Origin of the sequence: Lactobacillus ultunensis DSM 16047, assembly GCF_001436305.1 — a bacterium.
Classification (GTDB): domain Bacteria; phylum Bacillota; class Bacilli; order Lactobacillales; family Lactobacillaceae; genus Lactobacillus; species Lactobacillus ultunensis.
Window position 1 is genome coordinate 1 of record NZ_AZFO01000006.1, and the last position, 19,983, is coordinate 19,983.

Here is a 19,983-nt window from a genome sequence, read left to right on the forward strand (position 1 = left end):
GACCAGAAGGCGTTAAGGCCGGTACCTTAAAGTTGGTTGGCACTCAAGTAGATAAGGTTCATGATGAGATGCTCAAGTTATTAGAAGATAAATCAGCTTACGATAAAATGGCTAATGCTAAAAACCCATATGGTGATGGTCATGCCAGCGATCGTATCATGGATGATGTTTATTACTACTTCCATAAAGATGAAGTAGCTAAGCCAAAAGATTTTGAATAAACGGAAAAGCGGCAATTCCGCTTTTATTAGCTTTATAATTTTTCCTGTTGATGACTTACCTATATGATAAGCTGTTAACAGTTTTTTTATTGTATCAAAAAAGAGGACATGGTCCCCATACAATGAAAAATCCGTTCCACCAAATATTTTATGTATAAACGAAGGTATTACTATGTCCACTTACAATAATTCTATTAAATTTTCCCTTGATATTGAAGACCCTAACATAATTTTCGAAAATTATTTTTATCGCCTTGAATATGGCATCAAGCAGTGCTGATCCAGCCTGCTTGTCCGTACTGTGGCTCTGTCAGTTTGATTCACAACGAACGCTTGAAAACTGAACTGCCAATACCAACAGACCGGTAATTATCAGGCTATTTAAGCAAAGAGTATTGTGCCGAGCCTGCAATAAATGCTCAATGGCTCAGTCTCGGCTAACTGACAAATACTGCTGTATCTCCAATGCCTCTAAACTGAAAATCTTAAGCGCACTAACAGAAGACCGCTCAATGACCAGCATTGCCAGAGAAAACAATGTTTCGGTCAATACCGTCCAAAGAGTGCTGGGCAACTGCTCGCACCGTTTTATTGACAGCTACGAATATCTGCCGGCTCATTTAGCTTTTGATGAGTTCAAAGGGGTCGACCGACAGCTGCACTTTATCTGCTTGGATGGCGACAATCATCAAGTCGTTCAGATTCTTAGAACCCGCTATAAAAAGACCCTGCTTAAGTATTTTGGTCGTTTTTCACCTCAAGCCAGAGCCAACGTCAAAACGGTCACGATGGATCTCAACTTTTACTATCAGGACATTGTCAGAGCTTGTTTTCCTAATGCTCAAATTGTCATCGATCGCTTTCACATGATCCAAATGCTTACGCGCTCTTTCAACTCGCTAAGAGTTCAGGTAATGAAGACCTTTGATAAAAGATCCAGACAATATCAGCTACTCAAATCTCCTTGGAAATTATACTTGAAGAAGTACGATGACTTGGAAAAGGTTCATCCTCGCTACAACTGGCATTACAAAGACTGCTTGACACAAGCCCAAGTAGTCATGGAAGGCATCAGTGCCAATCCTGCCTTGGAGAACTCATATAACCTGATGCAAAAGTAAGCGTCAAATAACCAAGTGTATCGCCCCTGGCTCCTCTTTCGGCTATGATTAACTCATCAATTAATGGAGGTAATCATATGCTCGAAAAACGACAGCCAATTGTGGCGCTTAATCACCCGGCAAGGCCAAAGATGAATCGGCCATCACGTAATAATCTATTGCTCAGTTTGAAAAAGAACGATCTGGAACTGAACTTCTATAGCAGTTTAGATCCCGAAGTAATGAATAAGCTGCTTGAGAAGATCTTGCCATGATCAATTTAAGTGACTTAGGTCGGGTCTATATCGTTTGTGGCAAAACTGATCTGCGCAAAGGTATTGATGGACTAGCAACCTTGGTTAAAGAACAATTTGAGCTTGATCCTTTTAGTGGCAGAGTCTTCCTCTTTTGCGGCGGACGCAAAGATCGCTTCAAAGCACTTTATTGGGACGGTCAAGGTTATTGGCTGCTTTATAAACGTTTTGAAAACGGCACAATGAACTGGCCGCAAAATCAAAATGAGGTTCAAGCTTTGACTTCCCAGCAAGTCGACTGGTTGATGAAAGGCTTTGCAATCACTCCACACGAAAGCGCGCAATTTCTACTGATGCTTGACATTGTGCGCTTTTTTAGCATAATTTTAACTAACAAATTTGGGAGGAAGCAAAACCATGTCAGAAGAAACTTTAGAAAAGATTATTGCTCAACAAGCAGCCACCATTCAAAACCTAACTGATGAGATTAAGCTCCTCCGTGAACAAATAGCTTATTTAACGCAAAAGCGTTACGGCAAGTCATCAGAGCAGATGCCTCCGAATGGTCAAACAAGTCTGTTTGATGAAGAAGAACCGCAAGCAGATGACGATGGAGACTATCCCCGACGACATTAAAACTGTTACTTATCAAAGACATACTCATAAAAGACAGCGGGCTAAATTACTGGCCGCTTTCCCGGCTGAAGAGGTTCATCATGAATTGACTGATCGCAGCTGTCCTGACTGTCATCACAAACTGACTGAAATCGGCTCATATACAATTCGGCAGGAATTATTGTTTATTCCAGCACAGATTAAACGGCTCGACCATATCCAGCATGCTTACAAGTGCCAATATTGTAGCCAAAGAAATCTTAGTGATAAAATCATTAAAGCCGAAGTACCTAAAGCCCCTTTGAATCACAGCTTGGGTTCAGCTTCTTTAGTCGCTCATGCTTTATACCAAAAGTATGAAATGAAAGTGCCGGATTACCGCCAAGAAAGCTATTGGCGGAAAATGGGACTTGAAATTTCAAGACAGCACTTGAACAATTGGGGCTTGAAATGTACCGAGTACTACTTCAAGCCAATGTATGACTTGCTTAAAAGCAAGCTGCTAACTCAACCTGTCTTGCATGCCGAGGAAACCTACTATACCGTGCTGGAAAGTGAAACAGCCAAAACCTACTATTGGGTTTTCTTATCTAGCAAACATGATAAACAGGGAATCACGCTGTATCATCATGATCCGCACCGCAGCGGGCAAGTGGCACTTGATTTTTTAGGTAAGTACAATGGTTACTTGCATTGCGATATGTGGCAAGCTTACCAACAATTGCCTAACGCCACTTTGGTTGGCTGCTGGGCTCATGTCAGAAGGAAGTTCTTTGAAGCCGTGCCACAAAATGCTTCAGACAAGTCTTGTGCTAAACAAGGCTGGCAACGTTGCACGCAAATGTTCCGCTTAGAGAAAGAATGGGAAAAGCTAACTAATGAAGAACGCTATCGAGTTCGTCAAGAACGGCTCAAGCCACTGATGAAAGAATTCTTCACTTGGTGTAGAGAGCAGGAAGTTTCGGTATTGCCTGGTTCTAAATTGGGTCGTGCCATCAACTATGCTTTGAAACATCAAGAAACCTTTGAACATGTGCTGCTTGATGGCCGTCTAGAACTGTCTAACAATAAAGCCGAACGAGCCGTCAAGTCGCTCGTAATGGGGCGCAAAAACTGGCTTTTCTCTCAGAGCTTTACCGGTGCGCAGACTAGTGGCGCCATTTTAAGTCTGATCGAAACAGCCAAAAGACATGGATTAGATCCAGAAAAATATTTAAATTACTTGCTTCAGAAGCTGCCAAATGAGGAATTTTTAAACTCAACGACACTTGAGGCTTATTTGCTATAGCAAGAAAGAATCCAAAAGATCTGTAAATAAGGCAATTCAAAAAAGGTCATCTAAAGAGATGGCCTTTTTTGATAACCTATGACTGCACACAAGTGAGCGCTTTTCAATACACTCAGTTATTTGACGCTTACCTTGATTCTACTCCTTATCAACAGGATTTCTTATAGAATGTCAATCATTATTATAGAGAAAAAAGAGTATACTAAACATAACCCCAAAAGACTAGTCTTTTGGCAGTTTTTCACTTATTGAGTGCTAAATATTTTATTACTGAATTGCCTTAGAATAATTATAAAATTGATGTGTGTGGACCAAATTTATAATAGTGCGATTCAAATGATTAGCACATGCTATTAAAGCTACCTTGTCATGCTTATTGAAAGGTGGCTTTTTTAGTTTGTAATAATAATCAATTAAATGATTTTTAATTTTGCCCTGATTTCGTAACATGCTTCGAATCATATCTGTTTCAACGGCTCTACCTTGACTATTACCTCTACGATTGATCGTATCGCCTTTAAGATATTTACCAGACTGATATATATCTATTTAGATCTAACCCCAAAAAAGCATTGAGCTGCTTATAATTATCAAAGCGAGCAAGATCACCAGTAAAACCGAGTAATAGAGCACTATTTAATTGCCCAGCTCCTGGAATACTAGAAATAATTTTAAAATTATTCAGGGAAACAGCTATCTTAATTAATCTGTTTTGAATATACGTTATTTCTTTATTATAATTTTCTACCTCATTACAATATTCTGAAATAACTTCAATTTCTAAAGAATCTGCTGGAACGGCAGGATAAGAATTTTTAGCTGCCAACCAAACTTGAGCACAATAATTTTGAATTACATCTTTGTGTATTCGTCTACTTACAGATTGGTAAACTCTATCGGTCATTTCTTTAAGAGTTAGCCCTACCAAAAAATCAGGATGACAATACATCCTAAATATTTGAAGAGCTAAAACCGCATAAGCATTTTTGAAAATTTTAACTCTGGAAAAGTAAGCTCTAAACTGGAGCGAAGAAAATTGAGTATTCTGGTTCTACATTTAATTAATTGCTTATATCTCAAGGATAAAATCCGTAAAGATTCATAGGGCGAAGTAGATCGTTTATTACAATGTTTCTTTATTTCTGTTAATTGTGTTGCACCTAATAAGGCCAATTTAAATGAATCGTTCCTATCAGTTTTATTTCTTCTCAAAGAGGCCATTCTTAATTTTGCTTCTAAAGGATTTAATTCATAAAACTTAACCTTCTTACTTTTTAGATAAGTAGTAAGCTGGGCTGAATAAACACCTGTAGTTTCAAATATTATTATCGTATTGGACTTAATATACGAATTTAATATTTGAAAGCCACTCTTATTATGTTTAAATTTAAAAACTATTTTTTCCGCTTCTTCTGTTATCAAAGTTGCATGACTTTCACCTTGACTAACATCAATTCCAATAATATTCACTTAATCACCTCATTTTAATCAATTGAGGTAAATATTTATTTTCAGCTCCATTTCTCGATTATACGATCTCTAAGATCCTCACCCTTAATCTAGTTTAATTGAAAATAAATATTTATGGGCCCGTTTGACAATCGAATTTAATATTCCATCCTGTTGTCGACCTCACCCTCAATCTAAATATAAGAAAAAAGGCAGATAAAAACATCGTCATGTTTCTATCTACCTTTATACTTTAGGGTGCTTGACAAAGAACCCTTTTCTCCTTATAAATAGTACGTAAGCGTCAAGTGTTGTTGAGTTTAAAAATCTTTTATTTGGTAATTTCTAAAGCAAGTAATTCAGGTGATTTTCTGGGTCTAAGTCACGTTTTTTACGTTTCACTGTATCTAGAATTAGAGATACTAATCATTTACAACTTCAATTTTCTTTACAGATCGTATCAATAAAATATCTAACAATAATTCTGAAGCAAGTGGAGCCCACGCAGCTCCACTACCGCCCCAAATTTTAATAAAAATTAAGTTAAATATTATCGTAGCAACAACACTTATCATAAAACATAAACTATACTGTTTATCATGACCGCTACCTAATAATATTTGAACTCCCCAAAAGTTATTATCTATTGATACAAAGAGCCATAATAACAAAGGAATCAACCAATATGACTTAGTAGCGTAATTAATTCCAAACGCTATTTTAACTATTTGATATGAAAAAAGTGAAAATATTATTGTAGGAATTAAAAATAGTACTAACAATCGTTTTCTCACTTTAAGAACAAACTTTTTTCCCTGTAAAAAGGAAATTTTCATTTTTTTACTTACAACTGGAAATAAAATAGTACTAATCGGATTCCACATCAAAATTAATGTATTAGGAATTTTTTGTATGGCGGAAAAAATCCCAACAGTAGATGAAGTATCAAAAAAAGTTAGGAAAGTTACTCCAATTGCTCCAAACACCTTTGAAGTAAACTGAGTAGTAAAAATATACCATCCATTTTTTAATTCAGAAAATATTTCAGTGTAGTTAACCTTTACAAAGCTAATATTGTATTTTCGCTTGGCTATTCCCAATCCCAAAAGGTTACTAATTAAAGGAGCTATTGCATACAAATAACAATATATTAATAAATCATCTATTCCTTTTACATAACAAAAAATCAAAATCATTGTTATTGTTCTAGCTATTATATTAGTTATAGCAATATATTTCATATCTTCAAGGCCTTGAAATAACCAATTTTCTTGAATTGTTGTAGCAAGCAGCATAATCATAAGCATCCAATAACTTAAAATTTGAATAAAATCAGGATGCCAAAAATATAAATATATAATCGAAAAAATGATACAAGCTGCAAGTAATAGCAATCTAGCATATAAAATTGTAGAAAATAGCTTATTGATATTTTTTTTATTTCTTTTGATTGCAATCTCTCTAGTAGCCGACATTGCAAATCCATACTCTACTATAACCTGTAGATAACTAACTAAATTAAATGAAGCAGAAAAAACACCATATTTAGAAGTTCCCAAAATTCTCGTTACATATGGAAGGGTTACTAATGGAATTACCGTATTAAACAATTGCAATAGGTACATCCATATTCCATTATTCACAGTTTTACTTTTAAGCTTATTCTTAATTGATTTCAGCATTCTAACCCCTCAATGTATTAGCAGAATATAATACTAAAGAAATAAAAAACGGCATTATTGTTATGTAATCCATCCAGTAATAATTATAGAGAACCATGCCTAATGTCATATAAAAAGTTAACCCAATCTGGCAAAAAATCATATTATCAGTTATTAATTTGTTTCTTATTACTTTTACTCCGACAATTAAGCCTTTGATAAATGGAAATAAATATATAAAAGATCCTATTATTCCAAACTCAACTAAATTCATAAAAAAGCCATAGTCTACCACATAAAAAGTATAATACGTAAGTTTTATTTGATCAGGTAAAAATCCTGTTCCTAATAAGACATTAGAATTTCTCCATAATCCATAAAAATACTCTATTCCATTTAACCGAGCGGCGGTCGAGCCACCATACATTGAATCAGTTGTCGAGAACGACTGAAGAAGTCCTACAATATTATCATAATAAGACATTATGATGGCAAATAATAATAACAACAGTAACAAGTAATTTAAAACTTTATTTTTTGAGAATTTATTTTTAACGTAGATTAAAAATAAGACAGTGAATATACCTATAACAGCTTGCATTCTAGATTGGTAAACAATTGTTGTATACATAAACCAAAGCACTAAAAACAAGCCATACAATATTTTATCTTTTTTAAGATCACTATTTAAGACTTTAACTGTCGAATAAACTATTAACAAATTATCTAAAAAAGTACCTGATAGTCTTGATAAATTCAAATTCCCCAGTTGTCTAGTCCATGCAGTTCCAGACTGCCCTGAAAAATATCCTGGTGCTATGTTTATTCCTTTAAAATTAAACATAAACCACACTACTATTCTAAAAAACAAATAGATATATCCTATAATTACTACTTGTTTTAAAAAATCTCGTTTATCTTTTTTTAATACTTCTAATATTGGATAAGTTAATAACAGCAAAAATACACCATTATATCTTTGAACAGCTTCTTTTACAGATAATTCAGGCATAAATTGTTGTATACATCTAAAAAGCTGGATAAAAAAAAGTACAATTATCAAAGTTAAATACAATACATACTCGCTATTCATTTTTATATGATGTTTATTTAACAAAAAGACAAAAAAAGTAGCTATCGAAATAATAGAAGATAGATACAACCACGTAATAGATTTATTATAGTTTATATTTAGAATTCCTAAATTAAGTATTACCACTAATAGAACTATTAATTTATATACTTTTAAACAGCTTATTTTCATTATTTAGATATACTTTCCTTCTATAATCTGATATATTTGCTCCGCTCTTTTATCCCAATTATTCTGTAACAAAAAATTTCTTCTTTCTGTTTGTGAAAACTTTAAAGATTTAGTATTGACTATTCTTCTTATTTGAGTGAAAAATTCTTCTTCGTCTTTATAGAAATATACAAAATTATTAAAACGTTCTACTTCTGGATACTTAATTGTAATTATATCTTTATTAAAATTGATATATTCATATAATTTCACAGGATCCACTGATTCAATAATTTTATTTAACTTAAAGGGCATAATTAAAGCCCGTGCATTCTTAATATTTTCATAAAGACGTTCATGTTCTACAGTACCTAAAAAATGTATTCTAGGATCTAATATTTTTATATCATCATCGACAGGACCTATAATAGTATATTCTAAATTTGGAAAACGTTTTAGACTTTTCTTTAAAAGATCAAAATCAAACCATCTAGCAACAGAACCTATATAAGCTAACTCAATCTTCTTATCTGAATATATTTTAAAAGGGACCTTCAGAATTTTACCCGAAAAGCCATTTCTAACTAGATGTAGCTTTTTTCTTATTTCATATCCATATCTTTTTATTAAAATATTTTGTAAATTAACGCTTGTAACTAAAACATCATCAGCTTTTTTTATTAAATCATTCTCCAATTCTTTTATTGTAGGATCATTATCTAAATTTAAATTATCATCCATGCAGTCATAAATAATCTTTCCATTATAATCTTTAGGTAAAAAATCAATTGATAATGGAGTAGTAAAATAAATTGCTTTGGGTTTCTTTCTTTTAATTAGTGATTTTATTTTTTGTGTAAAAATAAAATCACTAATTTTTTTAAACAAAAAATATTTATTTAATTTATTGGGTATCGTTACAAGAGGATGTAATTTTACATTAGATGTAGTCTTATTGTGTTGTAATTTGGACCTTTTAAAAGAATACTTATATATCACATTGACATCATAGTACTTTGATAATCCCTCAGCAATAAACTGTGGTCGCTGTTTAATCCAATACCAATCCAGTTTCATTAAATATAAAATTGATTCCATAGATTCCTCAGATTCTAATAAAATTTAAAAAGAATTCCTAATACAAATTCTTTAGCTAATTTAATAGGATGAATCCTAAATTTCTTTTGTAAACACCATTTTAATCTACTAACAACATTCTTTTTTTTATATTCCAATATTTGGTTAATAACATCTAATTGCGGTTTCGGAATTATTTGTTTGTATATTTCCATTATTTCCGCATATTCTTTATACATACAATCTTTTTGATCATGGGATCTCTTATACAAATTTTTAATTTTTTGTGTCAAACCTGCTCTAGATCCTACTACATTCCCCTCATGCTGTCGATACAATACAGCTCGATATTCCCTATCAAAAAAGACCTTTCCACCAATGGCAAGGCATACCTTATGAATCCAATCATCATGCATTAAAAGATAATCTGGTTTTCCAATTCTTATTTTCTCTAATAGGGAGTAATTGAAAACCATAGTACACCCCGTACAATAACTACATACTACTGATTGATTAAAAGTGGAAGTTGTAAAATGAAAATTGTTTTTTAAATATCTTCCATCTTGATCAATTCGTTGAAAGTCAGCACAATACAAGTAAGGTTCATCAGAAGTAGAAATTATATTAATTGCCCTAATAAGTTTATCACTTTTCCATATATCATCTTGATCACTAAAAGCAAAGTAATTGGCTTGAATCTCACTCAAGGATTTAGAGTTAATTATGTCAAGAAAACTTTTAGCCGGTCCCAAATTTCTTCCTTTATAATACTCTAATTTTCCTTCTTTTTGATATTCATTTAAAATTTTTAATGTATTATCAGTCGAACCATCATCTCGTACAATTAAATGTACACTTACTTCTTTTTGATTTAATATACTATTTACTTGTTCTTTTAAGTATTTTTCTCCATTATAAGTAGACATCATAACTATAACGTCTTGATTATCAAACATATTATACTATTAAACCTGATTTTCTAAAATTCGTTCATATACTGTTTTTTTCCCATCAATTTTTTTCTTATATACGTACTTATAAGATAATTTATTAAAAACGGACGGAACTTGATAATTAGGTAAGGTAGAATTTAACTCTTTTTCCATAGAAAAAACCTCTTGATTATTTGGCAATACTTCATCAACCTCCGTATGAAACTCAATCACATTATTATATGCTACTGTGATTGCAGAATCTACTAACAAATATGCCATTAAAGTATTTTCTTCCATCGCATAACGAATTAATATATCTTTTATCAATTGTATCCCCGGGTTACCTTTTCCACTTGCCATTAGAAAACCAGTCCATTTTCCTTGACAAACATGCCAGTCAGAATATTTTCCATGTTTAATTGTAAAAAAGTGAGACTTTTCATAATCATACATCCTTTTCTCAACATAAACTGTAGAATCAATCCATATTCCGCCATATTTGGCAAGCAAACTAAATCTCAAAATATCGGACAAAAACGTTAAACTAAATATTTTTCTATTAACCTTGTTAAGTACTTCGTTAGGAATATCAACGTATTTGTCATAATTATTCTTATTAATAACTACAACGTTCTTATCACAATATATTTTTTTTATTCGATTAATACATGCCTTAACAATTTCTGGAGCCTGATCAATCCCCTGCCACCAACATATCCACACATAATTACTTTCAGAAATTAAACGATTTGAATTAGCACCCTTTTTATTACTATATTTTTTTATCACATCTTGATAATTGTCTTGGAGATATCTTGTTACTAATTTATATTTATAATGATGTAATTTATGTCCTACTTTATTTGAACTCTTGTTAAATAAAGTAGTTAATATTGACACAAGCAGAAAATAAATGCCAAAATCTTGTTTTATTTTTTTTATTTGCTTTATTCGTTTCATTATACATAATCCTGTAATACTAATGACCGTGCATTAAATCATCAACTATAATTTCAAATTTCCTGATAAACTTACCATTGTTACTACTTTCTCCAGTTTTTTTAGTAGTTATAATTCTATTATAATTTTCAATAGTTTCTTTTAATTGAGTTATTTGATAAACAGGAATTATATTATTCATCTGCTTCGCAATTAACTTTGTGAACTCAACTTGATGATTATTAACATGCTCATGAAATTTTTCTTGCCTCGGTACTACAATAGGAACCTTTCCAAATTGCAAAGCTTCAATAAAACTAGATGGACCTCCATGTGTAATTACAATCCTCGCTTTTTTTAAAGCTCCCTGCATTTCATCAAATGACATCATTTTATGAGCTTCACAATTTTGAGGTACATAGGTACTAAATCCAGTCTGAATAATAACCTTTTCTTTAATATCGCCATTAGCGACCAATTCATCAACTTTTTTAATTAATCGATTAAACGGTTGCTCATGAGTACCGACAGTCACAAATATCATAAAATCACCTAACTAAAAAATACTTCCCAAATTAATTGCTTTAGGATAAACCTTTTTCATTTCTTCCCATTCGACAATAAAACGATCAGTAATAGGATATACTAACTTACCAGTTAACGTTGGTTTGTCATAACGATCAAACACTTCAATATAAATCGTTTTTGCTCCCATTAATTTACCGATATAAAAAAATGGAACTGCTACCGCAGCACCACTTGAAATGATTAAATCAGGTTTTTCTTTACGGAGCACTTTAATAGCCAACAAAGTATTTCTAATCAGATTTTTCAGGTTACGGTTAGTAGGATAATAACATCCGTACATCCTTTCACCTTTTAATTTACTTCGAGCATCTTCCTTGTCGAAAGTTACCCAAAACCGATCTTTATTCTGCCAGAAATGTTTTAACATATATAAATGCGTTAAATGTCCACCACTTGAACCTACCAAGCATACTTTCATAGCTTCCCTCTCCTTTAGATATTGCTTATCTTATTTATTTGGCCATCAAAATTAATGTTTTCTTTTGTGACATTCTTCTCTAATTTATCTCTCAATTTGGAATCTAAATATAGTTTCTTAATACAATTCTCTAAATCTTTATCGTTAAGTTTAGATATTAATCCTGTTTTACCATTATCAATTTGTTCTACATTTGCAGGGAAATCAGATGTCACAATACATTTTTTCAAAATTCTTGCTTCTACTAGGGCAACACTATAACCTTCATGACGCGATGGCAAGACAAACAAATTACAATTCTTAATATATGGATATGGATTATCTCGCCTTCCTAATAAAATAAAGTTATTGTTTAAATTGAGTTTGTGAATCAATCTCTCTAACTTACGTCTATCTTTACCCTCACCAATAGCAAACCATTTAAAATGAATTCCTTCATCTTTTAATCGTTTAGCAGCTTTGACTGAAAGATCATATCCTTTTTGCTCAGTTAGCCTTCCAACTGTTACGATATTAAATATATTATTTTTAAATTCCTTAGGATAAAACTCTATGGACTTTTTTAAAATATTTTTAATATCTATAACATTATAAAAAACATCAGACTTTTCCCTATAATGAGGATATAAACTATCAAATGTTTTTTTTATTGCCTTCGATACCCCAAATATCTTACTATAATTGCTAAAATATCTCTCTACATTTACTATCCAGGGCATTTGTTCATCATGCAACCAAAATGCCTTTTTATCTGCATTAACATTCAAAGCTAAAAAGGCTGTTGTAAATGCACCATATCCATAAAAGTCAATCGCTACATCATAATGCGGCAAAAAGGGCATTCTACTATGTTTAGCTATTACATCATAAATTGGAAAGTATTTATTAAGGCCTATTTTCTTAATGGCTTTACCAGGTAAAGCATACATAGAGGCTAATGAATGATAAAATTTATTGTCAAATTTAATATATTCAATTTTTATTTTTTTCTTTAAGCGATAGCTATATTCTGTATCTTTATCCAGCAAAAGCAAAGTTATATTATATTTTTTTTCGTCCAAACGATTAAGAAATTCTATAAGTGCAACTTCTGAGCCACCACCACCAAGTGACTTCGCAACTACAAGTAACTTTTTCATAACTTCTAATAAGCTCCATTAGGATGAATCATAACTAGTATCGTCTTAATAATTAACTTAAAGTCTTCCCACAGGCCAGAATGATTAATATACATAATGTCAAGCCAGACCATTTCATCAAAGTCAGCTTGACTTCTACGTGTCACTTGCCACAGACCTGTGCATCCCGGCATCACTTCAAGCCGCTGTTTATCATAATCAGTATATTCTTCTACTTCAGAAGGTAGAGGTGGACGTGGACCAACTAGCGACATATCACCAATTAATACATTATAAAGTTGAGGTAATTCATCAAGACTATACTTCCGAATTGTATGTCCAATTTTAGTGATTCGCGGATCATCCTTGATCTTAAACATCGCACCATCAATTTCATTTTGATCCTCAAGTTGATCAATCATCTTATCTGCATTTACAACCATGGAACGAAATTTCCACATCTTAAATGGTCTCTCATCTTTGCCAATACGTTCTTGGGAATAAAATGCCGGCCCTCCATCTTCATGCCTAATCTTAATGATTAAAAACAAAAATAATGGCGATAGAAGAATTAACCCAATTGCACTTGCAATAATATCAAACAATCTTTTAATTGTATGATAAAAAGGTCTATTATTGACCTTTCTCGGATTAACTTTAAGTTTTTCCATCGCCATCATTTATTCCTCTTACCCTCTTACGAACTTTATCCTTATATTATAATACCTATTTTATTTCTATGTAGGCATTTTTCATATTTGTACGTTTAATTAAAAGAACCAAAACTTTGTTTTCTTCTTAAGCGGACGCCAATTAAGTTGGACATCATCACCATTTACAATTGCTCGCGCATTGTTTCGATACTGTTCAGCAAATTCTTTACCAAATTCATTACTTAGTTTCTTCAGTGCCTCGCTATATTCATACTGTCGCTTAGGTAAATCATGAGCATCTGAGGCAAAACAAGCACATTGTCCAGCTTCAATAAAACGGCGACTCATCTCTTCGATATTTTTACCAAAAGTACCAACATATGAACTAGCAGTAATCTGTACTAAGCAACCTTGTTCAATCAAATCTTGTAAGATCGTTGGTTTTTTTAATATTCGACTATTACGTTCAGGATGAACAACAACTGGTGTAATTCCACGTTGCATAATACTAAAGACCATATCCTGCGTATAAGTTGGAACATCATCACTTGGAAATTCCAAAAGCATATATTGTCCAGCTTCATCTAAGAAAAGTATATCATCCTCATCCAATGCCTTTGGTAGATCGCCAGAAATTCTCACTTCCTGTCCAGGAAACACTGTCAATGGTATCTTAGCATCATTCAACATATCTTGAAAGTTTTCGGTTAACCGAATCACATCTTTTTTGTGATTAACATATTTACCATTAAGCATATGAGGAGTACAAACCGCATGCGTTACCCCATCTTTAACCGCATCTCTTGCTAGTTTAATTGAAGTCTGCCAATCTTTAGATCCATCATCGACCCCAGGTAAAATATGACAGTGAATATCAACTAATATCATTATTTCTTTAACCTAGAAAACCAACTTTTCTTCTTCTTTTCTTCGCCGTAGCCATAACCATAACCATAACCATAACCATAACCATAACCATAACCATAGCCATAACCATAACCATAACCATAGCCATAACCTGCATTATCAGAACTAATATCATTCATAATGTAGCCCAAAATTCTGGCTTTGGCAAATCTAAGCATTTCAACTGAACGCTTAATCGCTAACTTTTGAGTATGCCCTTGACGAACAACTAAAATAATCCCATCTAAATGACGAGCTAATGATTGAGTATCAGATACCTCAAGAACAGGAGCTAAGTCAATAATTACAAGATCATAATGTTCTTCAGTTAAATCAATAAAGTCATGCATACGCTTGGAACTAATAAGTTCAGAAGGATTAGGTGGCATAGGACCCGCTGTTAAAACAGATAAATTTTTCACTCCACTATCTTGAATAACCTTATCAAGATCAACTTCTTTGGCACTAGATGAAATAACTGTACTGAGACCAACATGATTACTTAGATTAAAAGTAGTATGTACAGTTGGTCTGCGTAAGTCACCATCAATTAACAAAGTTTTACGACCTGCTTGTGCATATGTAATAGCTACATTCGCTGCTATAGTTGATTTTCCTTCACTAATATTAGCAGAAGTAAAAGCAACAGACTTAATATCATGATCAACAGCCATGAAGTTAATATTCGTACGAATGGTACGGAATTGTTCTGACACTGGGCCCTTGGGCTTAGCTACAGTAATTAACTTGGCACCCTTTTCAATTGTTTCATTAGTACCACGTTTTCTTCTAAAAAGTGACATAATATCTCCTTTAGCTATACTCGATGTCTTGTAAGACGTTCACGTTTATTAGGTTTATTCTTATTAATACTAAATGAGGATGACAAGTGGAAATGAGCTACTTGTCCTAAATCAGTTAAACCTAACTCTTGAGTAAGGTAATTATCATCACGAACTGTAGTATTAGTCATTTCACGAATAATAATCACAGCAAAACTTAATACTAATCCAATAACAAAACCAGCTAAAGTATATAATTTAACATTAGGTGAAGATTGAGTTCCCATAGTACCACGAGCAACAATAGTGACATTGTTTACACTCATAATATTAGGAATTTCCTTACTAAAAGTTTCGGCTACAGCATTAACTTCAGCTCTAGCTTTTGCAGGTGTATTAGATTCAGCGGAGATTGAGAAAACTTGTGATTGCTGTTGCGTATTAACTGAAATATTCTTAGCTAATTGTTTAGCAGATACTACATATGATTTGCCAGAACGTTCAATTACAGCCGGTTGAGCTCTTCTCACTAATCTACGTCTACCGTTTTCATCAATTCTATAGACAGCTTTTTTCGCCTTCTTAACTACTACAGTTGGATTAGCTAAACGATTAGAAGCTTCCTCTAAAATTTTATGACTAGTTACAATATCTTTATAAGTTGTAACCATTTGCATATTGGCTTGTTGAGTTACATAAGCCGCATTTGGATCGTTATTACGACTCTTTTGATTAACCAAGATTTGTGCACTTGAAGAATACTTAGGTGTAACTACAAATTCAGCAAGACCCCAGCCGATAACCGCAAGGCCAATACTCCACAGAATTAATGCCCAGATATGTCTACGACATATCTGAAGCAATTGAGTAAGATCAATTGTATTATCAGTTTGTTTTTGTTCTTGTTCCATCTATCTTTCCTTTATTAATGATTCATTACATAACTAGAATTATTAGCAGCCACTTTTACCTTAGGCAAGTTAAGAGCATCCCTCAACTTATCAGATACTCTCTGTCTCTCACCCTTACTTATAACTTCAATTTCCATAATACCAAACTTGGGGTTATTAGTTTGCTTACTTACACCCTGAGCATGATCTTGAGAAACATTGTCAGTAGCTTTACGATAATCCATCCCAATCTTATACATCTGATTCATAGTCAAATCGGTTTGCATTTCACTTGAAATTGAATTTAAGAATTTGGTATTTAATAATGTCGTCGGTGAGACAGATTTTTTAAGTAATCCCATTACAACACGACGATCACGATCTTGACGACCATAATCTTGCTGTGGGTCTCCGTGACGAAGCTGAGCAAATGCTAAAGCCTTTTTACCATTCATGTGATAAGTCTTGCCTTCTTCGAAGTGATAACCCATATTATCAAATGTTAATGGTGAAGTTACATCAACCCCACCTACTTGGTCAATTGCTTTCTTCAGACCACCCATATTAATCATGATGTAGCCATCAATTGGCACACTGTAATATTTATCCAATGTTTTAATGGTTTCACCAACCCCCCCTAATGTATAAGCTGAGTTAATCTTGGTTACGCCATATTGTGGGAAGTCAGGGAAGATCGCGTTCGAATCACGTGGAATAGATACAATTGATGTGCTATTAGTCTTAGGATTAATAGCCATCATCATCATGGTATCTGTCCGACCCTTCCAGTGTCTTCCCATAGCACCAGTATCGGTACCTAGCAAAAGAATATTAATTGGTTTCTTTTGCGCTAATAAATTATCGAGATTACGACCTCGATTACTCTTTGTTTGCTTGGCAACTGGAGTATACATGTTTTGCGTTGTATCACGCAAATTCTTGTAAATCAGGCCACAAGCAAAAAGTCCAATGACTACAACTACACCAATCACAATCCAAAAGCCGCGCCAAAACCTACGATGATGGTGACGGCGGTGATGATGGCGATGTATTTCATTGTTATTTGATTTTTTCTCTGCCATATTGATCCCCTTAATGTTTTCTACAACTTTTTTATTATATACTCGTTTCCTATGTTTTTACTAGGCTTGTAACAGTTTTTTCATTTAATTTTTATGCATTTATGACTTGGACATCAATTTCTTTCGCATTAAATCTTTTAACACACCTGACTTTTTCCTTATTATATCCAACTGTAATACAATATAATTAAGCAATAAACTAATAACGAGGTGTTTACATGATTGATAATCAACCGAAAAAAACTAAGGCATATATTGCCGGTGTGAACTTAAACGACCCCAACTTCGATTACTACATGACAGAGCTCGCTAACTTAACTGAGGCAGACAACATGGAAGTTGTTGGGCAGAGTTATCAAAATGCGGAATCGATTGTGGCCGGCACTTATTTCGGCTTAGGTAAGATTAACGAAATCAAGACGATGGCTCGCGGTTTGAAAGCAAAGGTGTTGGTTTTAAATGATGAATTAACGCCAGTACAAATTCGTAACTTAGAGAAATTAACTAAGCTGCGTGTAGTCGATCGAACTGAATTAATTCTAGAAATTTTTGCCAGTCGTGCTCGTACCAAGCAAGCTAAACTCCAAGTACAACTTGCACGCTTGCAATATGAATTGCCTCGCTTGCATCCCTCCGAGAACAACTTGGACCAGCAGCGTGGTGGTGGCTACGCCAACCGTGGTGCCGGTGAAAGTAAACTGGAATTGAACCGGCGGACAATCGGCAAGCAAATTTCAGCCATCAAGAAAGAATTAAAGGCTGTTGCTAGTCAAGAAGAGATCAAGTCAGCTCGTCGTAATCAGAGCCGCATCCCTAAGGTTGCTTTAGTCGGCTACACCAACGCTGGCAAATCGACTACGATGAATGGCCTGCTAAAAGAATTCGGTGCGGAGAACCGTGACAAGGAAGTTTTCGTCAAGAACATGCTCTTCGCTACTTTGGACACAAGCGTGCGGCGGATCGATTTGAAGGACAACTTCAGTTTCATCTTGTCCGACACCGTTGGTTTCATCTCTAAGTTGCCCCACAATTTGGTTGAATCCTTCAAGGCAACTTTGCAAGAAACTAAAGATGCCGACCTCTTGATCAACGTTGTTGATGCTTCCGACCCGAACATGGTTCAGATGATTCGCACGACGCAGAACGTTTTAGACGAGATCGACGTTAAGGGCATCCCGATGATTACGGCCGACAACAAGGCCGACAAGACCGATCGCAACTATCCGCAAATCGAAGGTAGTGATATCCTCTATTCCGCTATTGATCCAAAGTCGATTAAGATGCTGGCCGATTTAATCACTAAACGCGTCTTCGCTAATTACGAGAAACTTGAACTAGTATTGCCACTCGGCAGCGGCAAGGAACTGGCATACTTGCATGAAAATGCCCAGGTTTTGAGTGAAGACTACCAAGACGATGGCGTACACATTGAAGCAAATATTGCGCCTGACGACCAAGGACGCTTTAAACAATATTTGGTCTAGTAATAAGGAAAGAAAATGAAAGTTAAAAAAATGCTGTTATTAGCAGTAACAGCTCTAGCAGTTGGTCTGAGTGCAGGTGCACCGGTCCAAGCTGCTCGCTATAGCAAATCTGAAGCAAGGATTGTGCGCAAGTTTCAGCGGGACTACCGGGAATTAAGTCAGGTTAAATATAATGAAAGCAACATTTATTTAAGAAGACCTAACTTCAATGTTCCCTTCTCTGCAGGTGTGCTTAATCCGTCCTACATCCCTGCTTCGATAAATTATATCAACTATTACCGTTCATTAGTTGGTTTGCCCGAAGAAGCAAACAATGAGTCAGATAACGTTAATGCACAGATTGGGGCGGCAGCTCTTGCTTCTGTGAATGCAGCGCCTAATTTACAAGCACATGGTTTGTTGAACTATGTGAAGCCCGATTACATCAGCGATGCCGACTGGGATATCGCCGAGAGCTCAACATTGGGCAATCTTAACTTTCTAGAAGACGGCAGCGCTACTGCTGGCGATATCGTGACCGATTTGCTTCGGGAAGACAACAATATTGCCGGTAAGGGCAATATTGGCCACAGGGCTTTGATTTTATCGACACGGGCTACTCGTATGGGGATCGGTGCCGCATACGGCAGAATCAACAATATTTTGTATTCTGTGGAGAATGGTTTGTTCGCGGACGATATTTTGCGGGCTCCTGTGAAGAACCGCATTGTGTACCCTGCTAACCGTCTTTTTCCATATGAGCTAGTCGGCAGGAATACGCCGTGGTCATACTCTACAACTGACCGTATTTCGGGCAAGCCGAAGATCTATATCACGGATTTATCTCTTAAGAAGAAGCGGCTCTACCGTGCTATTCAAGTGAAGAATTTTGGCACGATGTTCTACGGTGAAGGTTATACGACGACGATTACTTACCGTCCTAGCAAGAAGACTAAGCTGGTCAACACGCACAAGTATCGCGTGCAGATTGGCAAGCATTATACATACACGTTTAGATTCTTTAGGCAAAAAGGTAAGTTGAAGTAAAGTTAAGAGGGATGACAAAATGAAGCTTGAAGCAGAGCTGCAAGATAGCAAACGCGAGGGCATTAAGCAAAGTATTAAGCAAGAGCTTAAAAATTCAATTGAAATGATGCGTGATGGTGGTCTATCTGATACTTTCATTTTTGATCAAATCAAGAAAAAACATCCTAATACTTTTACTGATAAAGAAATTCAAAAATTAATGAAGAAATAGTCTTACGTACGCAAAAAGGCCAGGTACGAATGTACCTGGTCTT

The 19,983-nt window shown here is 34.4% G+C and carries 21 protein-coding genes and 2 pseudogenes; 9 read left to right on the forward strand and 14 right to left on the reverse strand.

Annotated elements, in window-relative coordinates:
- From FC57_RS02805 to tnpC, 6 genes and pseudogenes are all read left to right on the forward strand, one after another.
- Positions 1-221 (forward strand): UDP-N-acetylglucosamine 2-epimerase (locus tag FC57_RS02805; RefSeq protein WP_201781914.1); only part of this gene is annotated, 221 nt, incomplete at its 5' end.
- A 172-nt stretch (positions 222-393) separates the two neighbouring features.
- Positions 394-1,336 (forward strand): annotated as a pseudogene (locus FC57_RS02810) (ISL3 family transposase); the annotation flags it as partial.
- 83 nt (positions 1,337-1,419) lie between these two features.
- A complete protein-coding gene (locus FC57_RS11085) occupies positions 1,420-1,596 on the forward strand; it encodes a hypothetical protein (protein ID WP_169302924.1) in 177 nt (58 codons plus the stop codon).
- Positions 1,593-2,057, forward strand: a complete 465-nt coding sequence (gene tnpB, locus FC57_RS02815; protein ID WP_007126111.1) for an IS66 family insertion sequence element accessory protein TnpB — start codon at positions 1,593-1,595, stop codon at positions 2,055-2,057. Before FC57_RS11085 ends, tnpB begins: the two co-directional genes overlap by 4 nt.
- Positions 1,993-2,211 carry an IS66 family transposase gene (locus FC57_RS02820; RefSeq protein ID WP_040529574.1) on the forward strand — a complete coding sequence of 73 codons (219 nt, stop codon included), beginning with the start codon at positions 1,993-1,995 and terminating at the stop codon, positions 2,209-2,211. Before tnpB ends, FC57_RS02820 begins: the two co-directional genes overlap by 65 nt.
- A complete protein-coding gene (gene tnpC / locus FC57_RS02825) occupies positions 2,159-3,478 on the forward strand; it encodes an IS66 family transposase (protein ID WP_275477053.1) in 1,320 nt (439 codons plus the stop codon). Before FC57_RS02820 ends, tnpC begins: the two co-directional genes overlap by 53 nt.
- 267 nt (positions 3,479-3,745) lie before the next feature.
- On the opposite strand, the pseudogene FC57_RS11530 reads toward tnpC, so the two are convergent.
- From FC57_RS11530 to FC57_RS02900, 14 genes and pseudogenes are all read right to left on the reverse strand, one after another.
- Positions 3,746-4,948: pseudogene (locus FC57_RS11530) on the reverse strand (IS110 family RNA-guided transposase).
- Between the two features lie 401 nt (positions 4,949-5,349).
- A complete protein-coding gene (locus tag FC57_RS02840) occupies positions 5,350-6,609 on the reverse strand; it encodes a flippase (protein WP_007126106.1) in 1,260 nt (419 codons plus the stop codon).
- A gap of 1 nt (position 6,610) precedes the next feature.
- Entirely contained in the window at positions 6,611-7,600 is a 990-nt protein-coding gene (locus FC57_RS02845; RefSeq protein WP_148449516.1) for a hypothetical protein, read from the reverse strand.
- Positions 7,601-7,855: 255 nt separating this feature from the next.
- Positions 7,856-8,929, reverse strand: coding sequence for a glycosyltransferase family protein (locus tag FC57_RS02850; protein ID WP_007126104.1), 1,074 nt, complete (start codon positions 8,927-8,929; stop codon positions 7,856-7,858).
- A gap of 14 nt (positions 8,930-8,943) precedes the next feature.
- Positions 8,944-9,837, reverse strand: coding sequence for a glycosyltransferase (locus FC57_RS02855; protein ID WP_187364793.1), 894 nt, complete (start codon positions 9,835-9,837; stop codon positions 8,944-8,946).
- A 36-nt stretch (positions 9,838-9,873) separates the two neighbouring features.
- Entirely contained in the window at positions 9,874-10,803 is a 930-nt protein-coding gene (locus FC57_RS02860) for a glycosyl transferase (protein WP_007126102.1), read from the reverse strand.
- Positions 10,804-10,822: 19 nt separating this feature from the next.
- Complete coding sequence (locus FC57_RS02865; RefSeq protein ID WP_007126101.1) at positions 10,823-11,326, reverse strand: glycosyltransferase; 504 nt, start codon at positions 11,324-11,326, stop codon at positions 10,823-10,825.
- A gap of 12 nt (positions 11,327-11,338) precedes the next feature.
- Entirely contained in the window at positions 11,339-11,788 is a 450-nt protein-coding gene (gene pssD, locus FC57_RS02870; protein WP_040529568.1) for a PssD/Cps14F family polysaccharide biosynthesis glycosyltransferase, read from the reverse strand.
- A 14-nt stretch (positions 11,789-11,802) separates the two neighbouring features.
- Entirely contained in the window at positions 11,803-12,927 is a 1,125-nt protein-coding gene (locus FC57_RS02875) for a glycosyltransferase (protein WP_007126099.1), read from the reverse strand.
- Between the two features lie 5 nt (positions 12,928-12,932).
- The gene (locus FC57_RS02880; protein WP_040529565.1) at positions 12,933-13,583 is read right to left on the reverse strand and encodes a sugar transferase; all 651 of its coding nucleotides are present in this window, start codon (positions 13,581-13,583) and stop codon (positions 12,933-12,935) included.
- A 93-nt stretch (positions 13,584-13,676) separates the two neighbouring features.
- On the reverse strand, positions 13,677-14,447 hold the full coding sequence (locus FC57_RS02885; protein ID WP_007126097.1) for a tyrosine-protein phosphatase: 771 nt from the start codon (positions 14,445-14,447) through the stop codon (positions 13,677-13,679).
- On the reverse strand, positions 14,447-15,268 hold the full coding sequence (locus tag FC57_RS02890; protein ID WP_007126096.1) for a CpsD/CapB family tyrosine-protein kinase: 822 nt from the start codon (positions 15,266-15,268) through the stop codon (positions 14,447-14,449). Before FC57_RS02890 ends, FC57_RS02885 begins: the two co-directional genes overlap by 1 nt.
- 14 nt (positions 15,269-15,282) lie before the next feature.
- Positions 15,283-16,158 (reverse strand): YveK family protein, encoded by an 876-nt coding sequence (locus FC57_RS02895; RefSeq protein ID WP_007126095.1) that lies wholly within the window; start codon positions 16,156-16,158, stop codon positions 15,283-15,285.
- A 14-nt stretch (positions 16,159-16,172) separates the two neighbouring features.
- Positions 16,173-17,219, reverse strand: a complete 1,047-nt coding sequence (locus tag FC57_RS02900; protein WP_007126094.1) for an LCP family protein — start codon at positions 17,217-17,219, stop codon at positions 16,173-16,175.
- Between the two features lie 218 nt (positions 17,220-17,437).
- Between FC57_RS02900 and hflX the strand changes: the two genes are divergently transcribed.
- Genes hflX through FC57_RS02915 form a run of 3 tightly spaced genes read left to right on the forward strand, consistent with a single transcriptional unit; the run spans position 17,438 to position 19,940 of the window.
- Positions 17,438-18,703 (forward strand): GTPase HflX, encoded by a 1,266-nt coding sequence (gene hflX, locus FC57_RS02905; RefSeq protein WP_007126093.1) that lies wholly within the window; start codon positions 17,438-17,440, stop codon positions 18,701-18,703.
- A gap of 15 nt (positions 18,704-18,718) precedes the next feature.
- Positions 18,719-19,729, forward strand: coding sequence for a CAP domain-containing protein (locus FC57_RS02910; protein ID WP_007126092.1), 1,011 nt, complete (start codon positions 18,719-18,721; stop codon positions 19,727-19,729).
- 19 nt (positions 19,730-19,748) lie between these two features.
- A complete protein-coding gene (locus FC57_RS02915; protein WP_007126091.1) occupies positions 19,749-19,940 on the forward strand; it encodes a hypothetical protein in 192 nt (63 codons plus the stop codon).
- Positions 19,941-19,983: the final 43 nt, after the last annotated feature.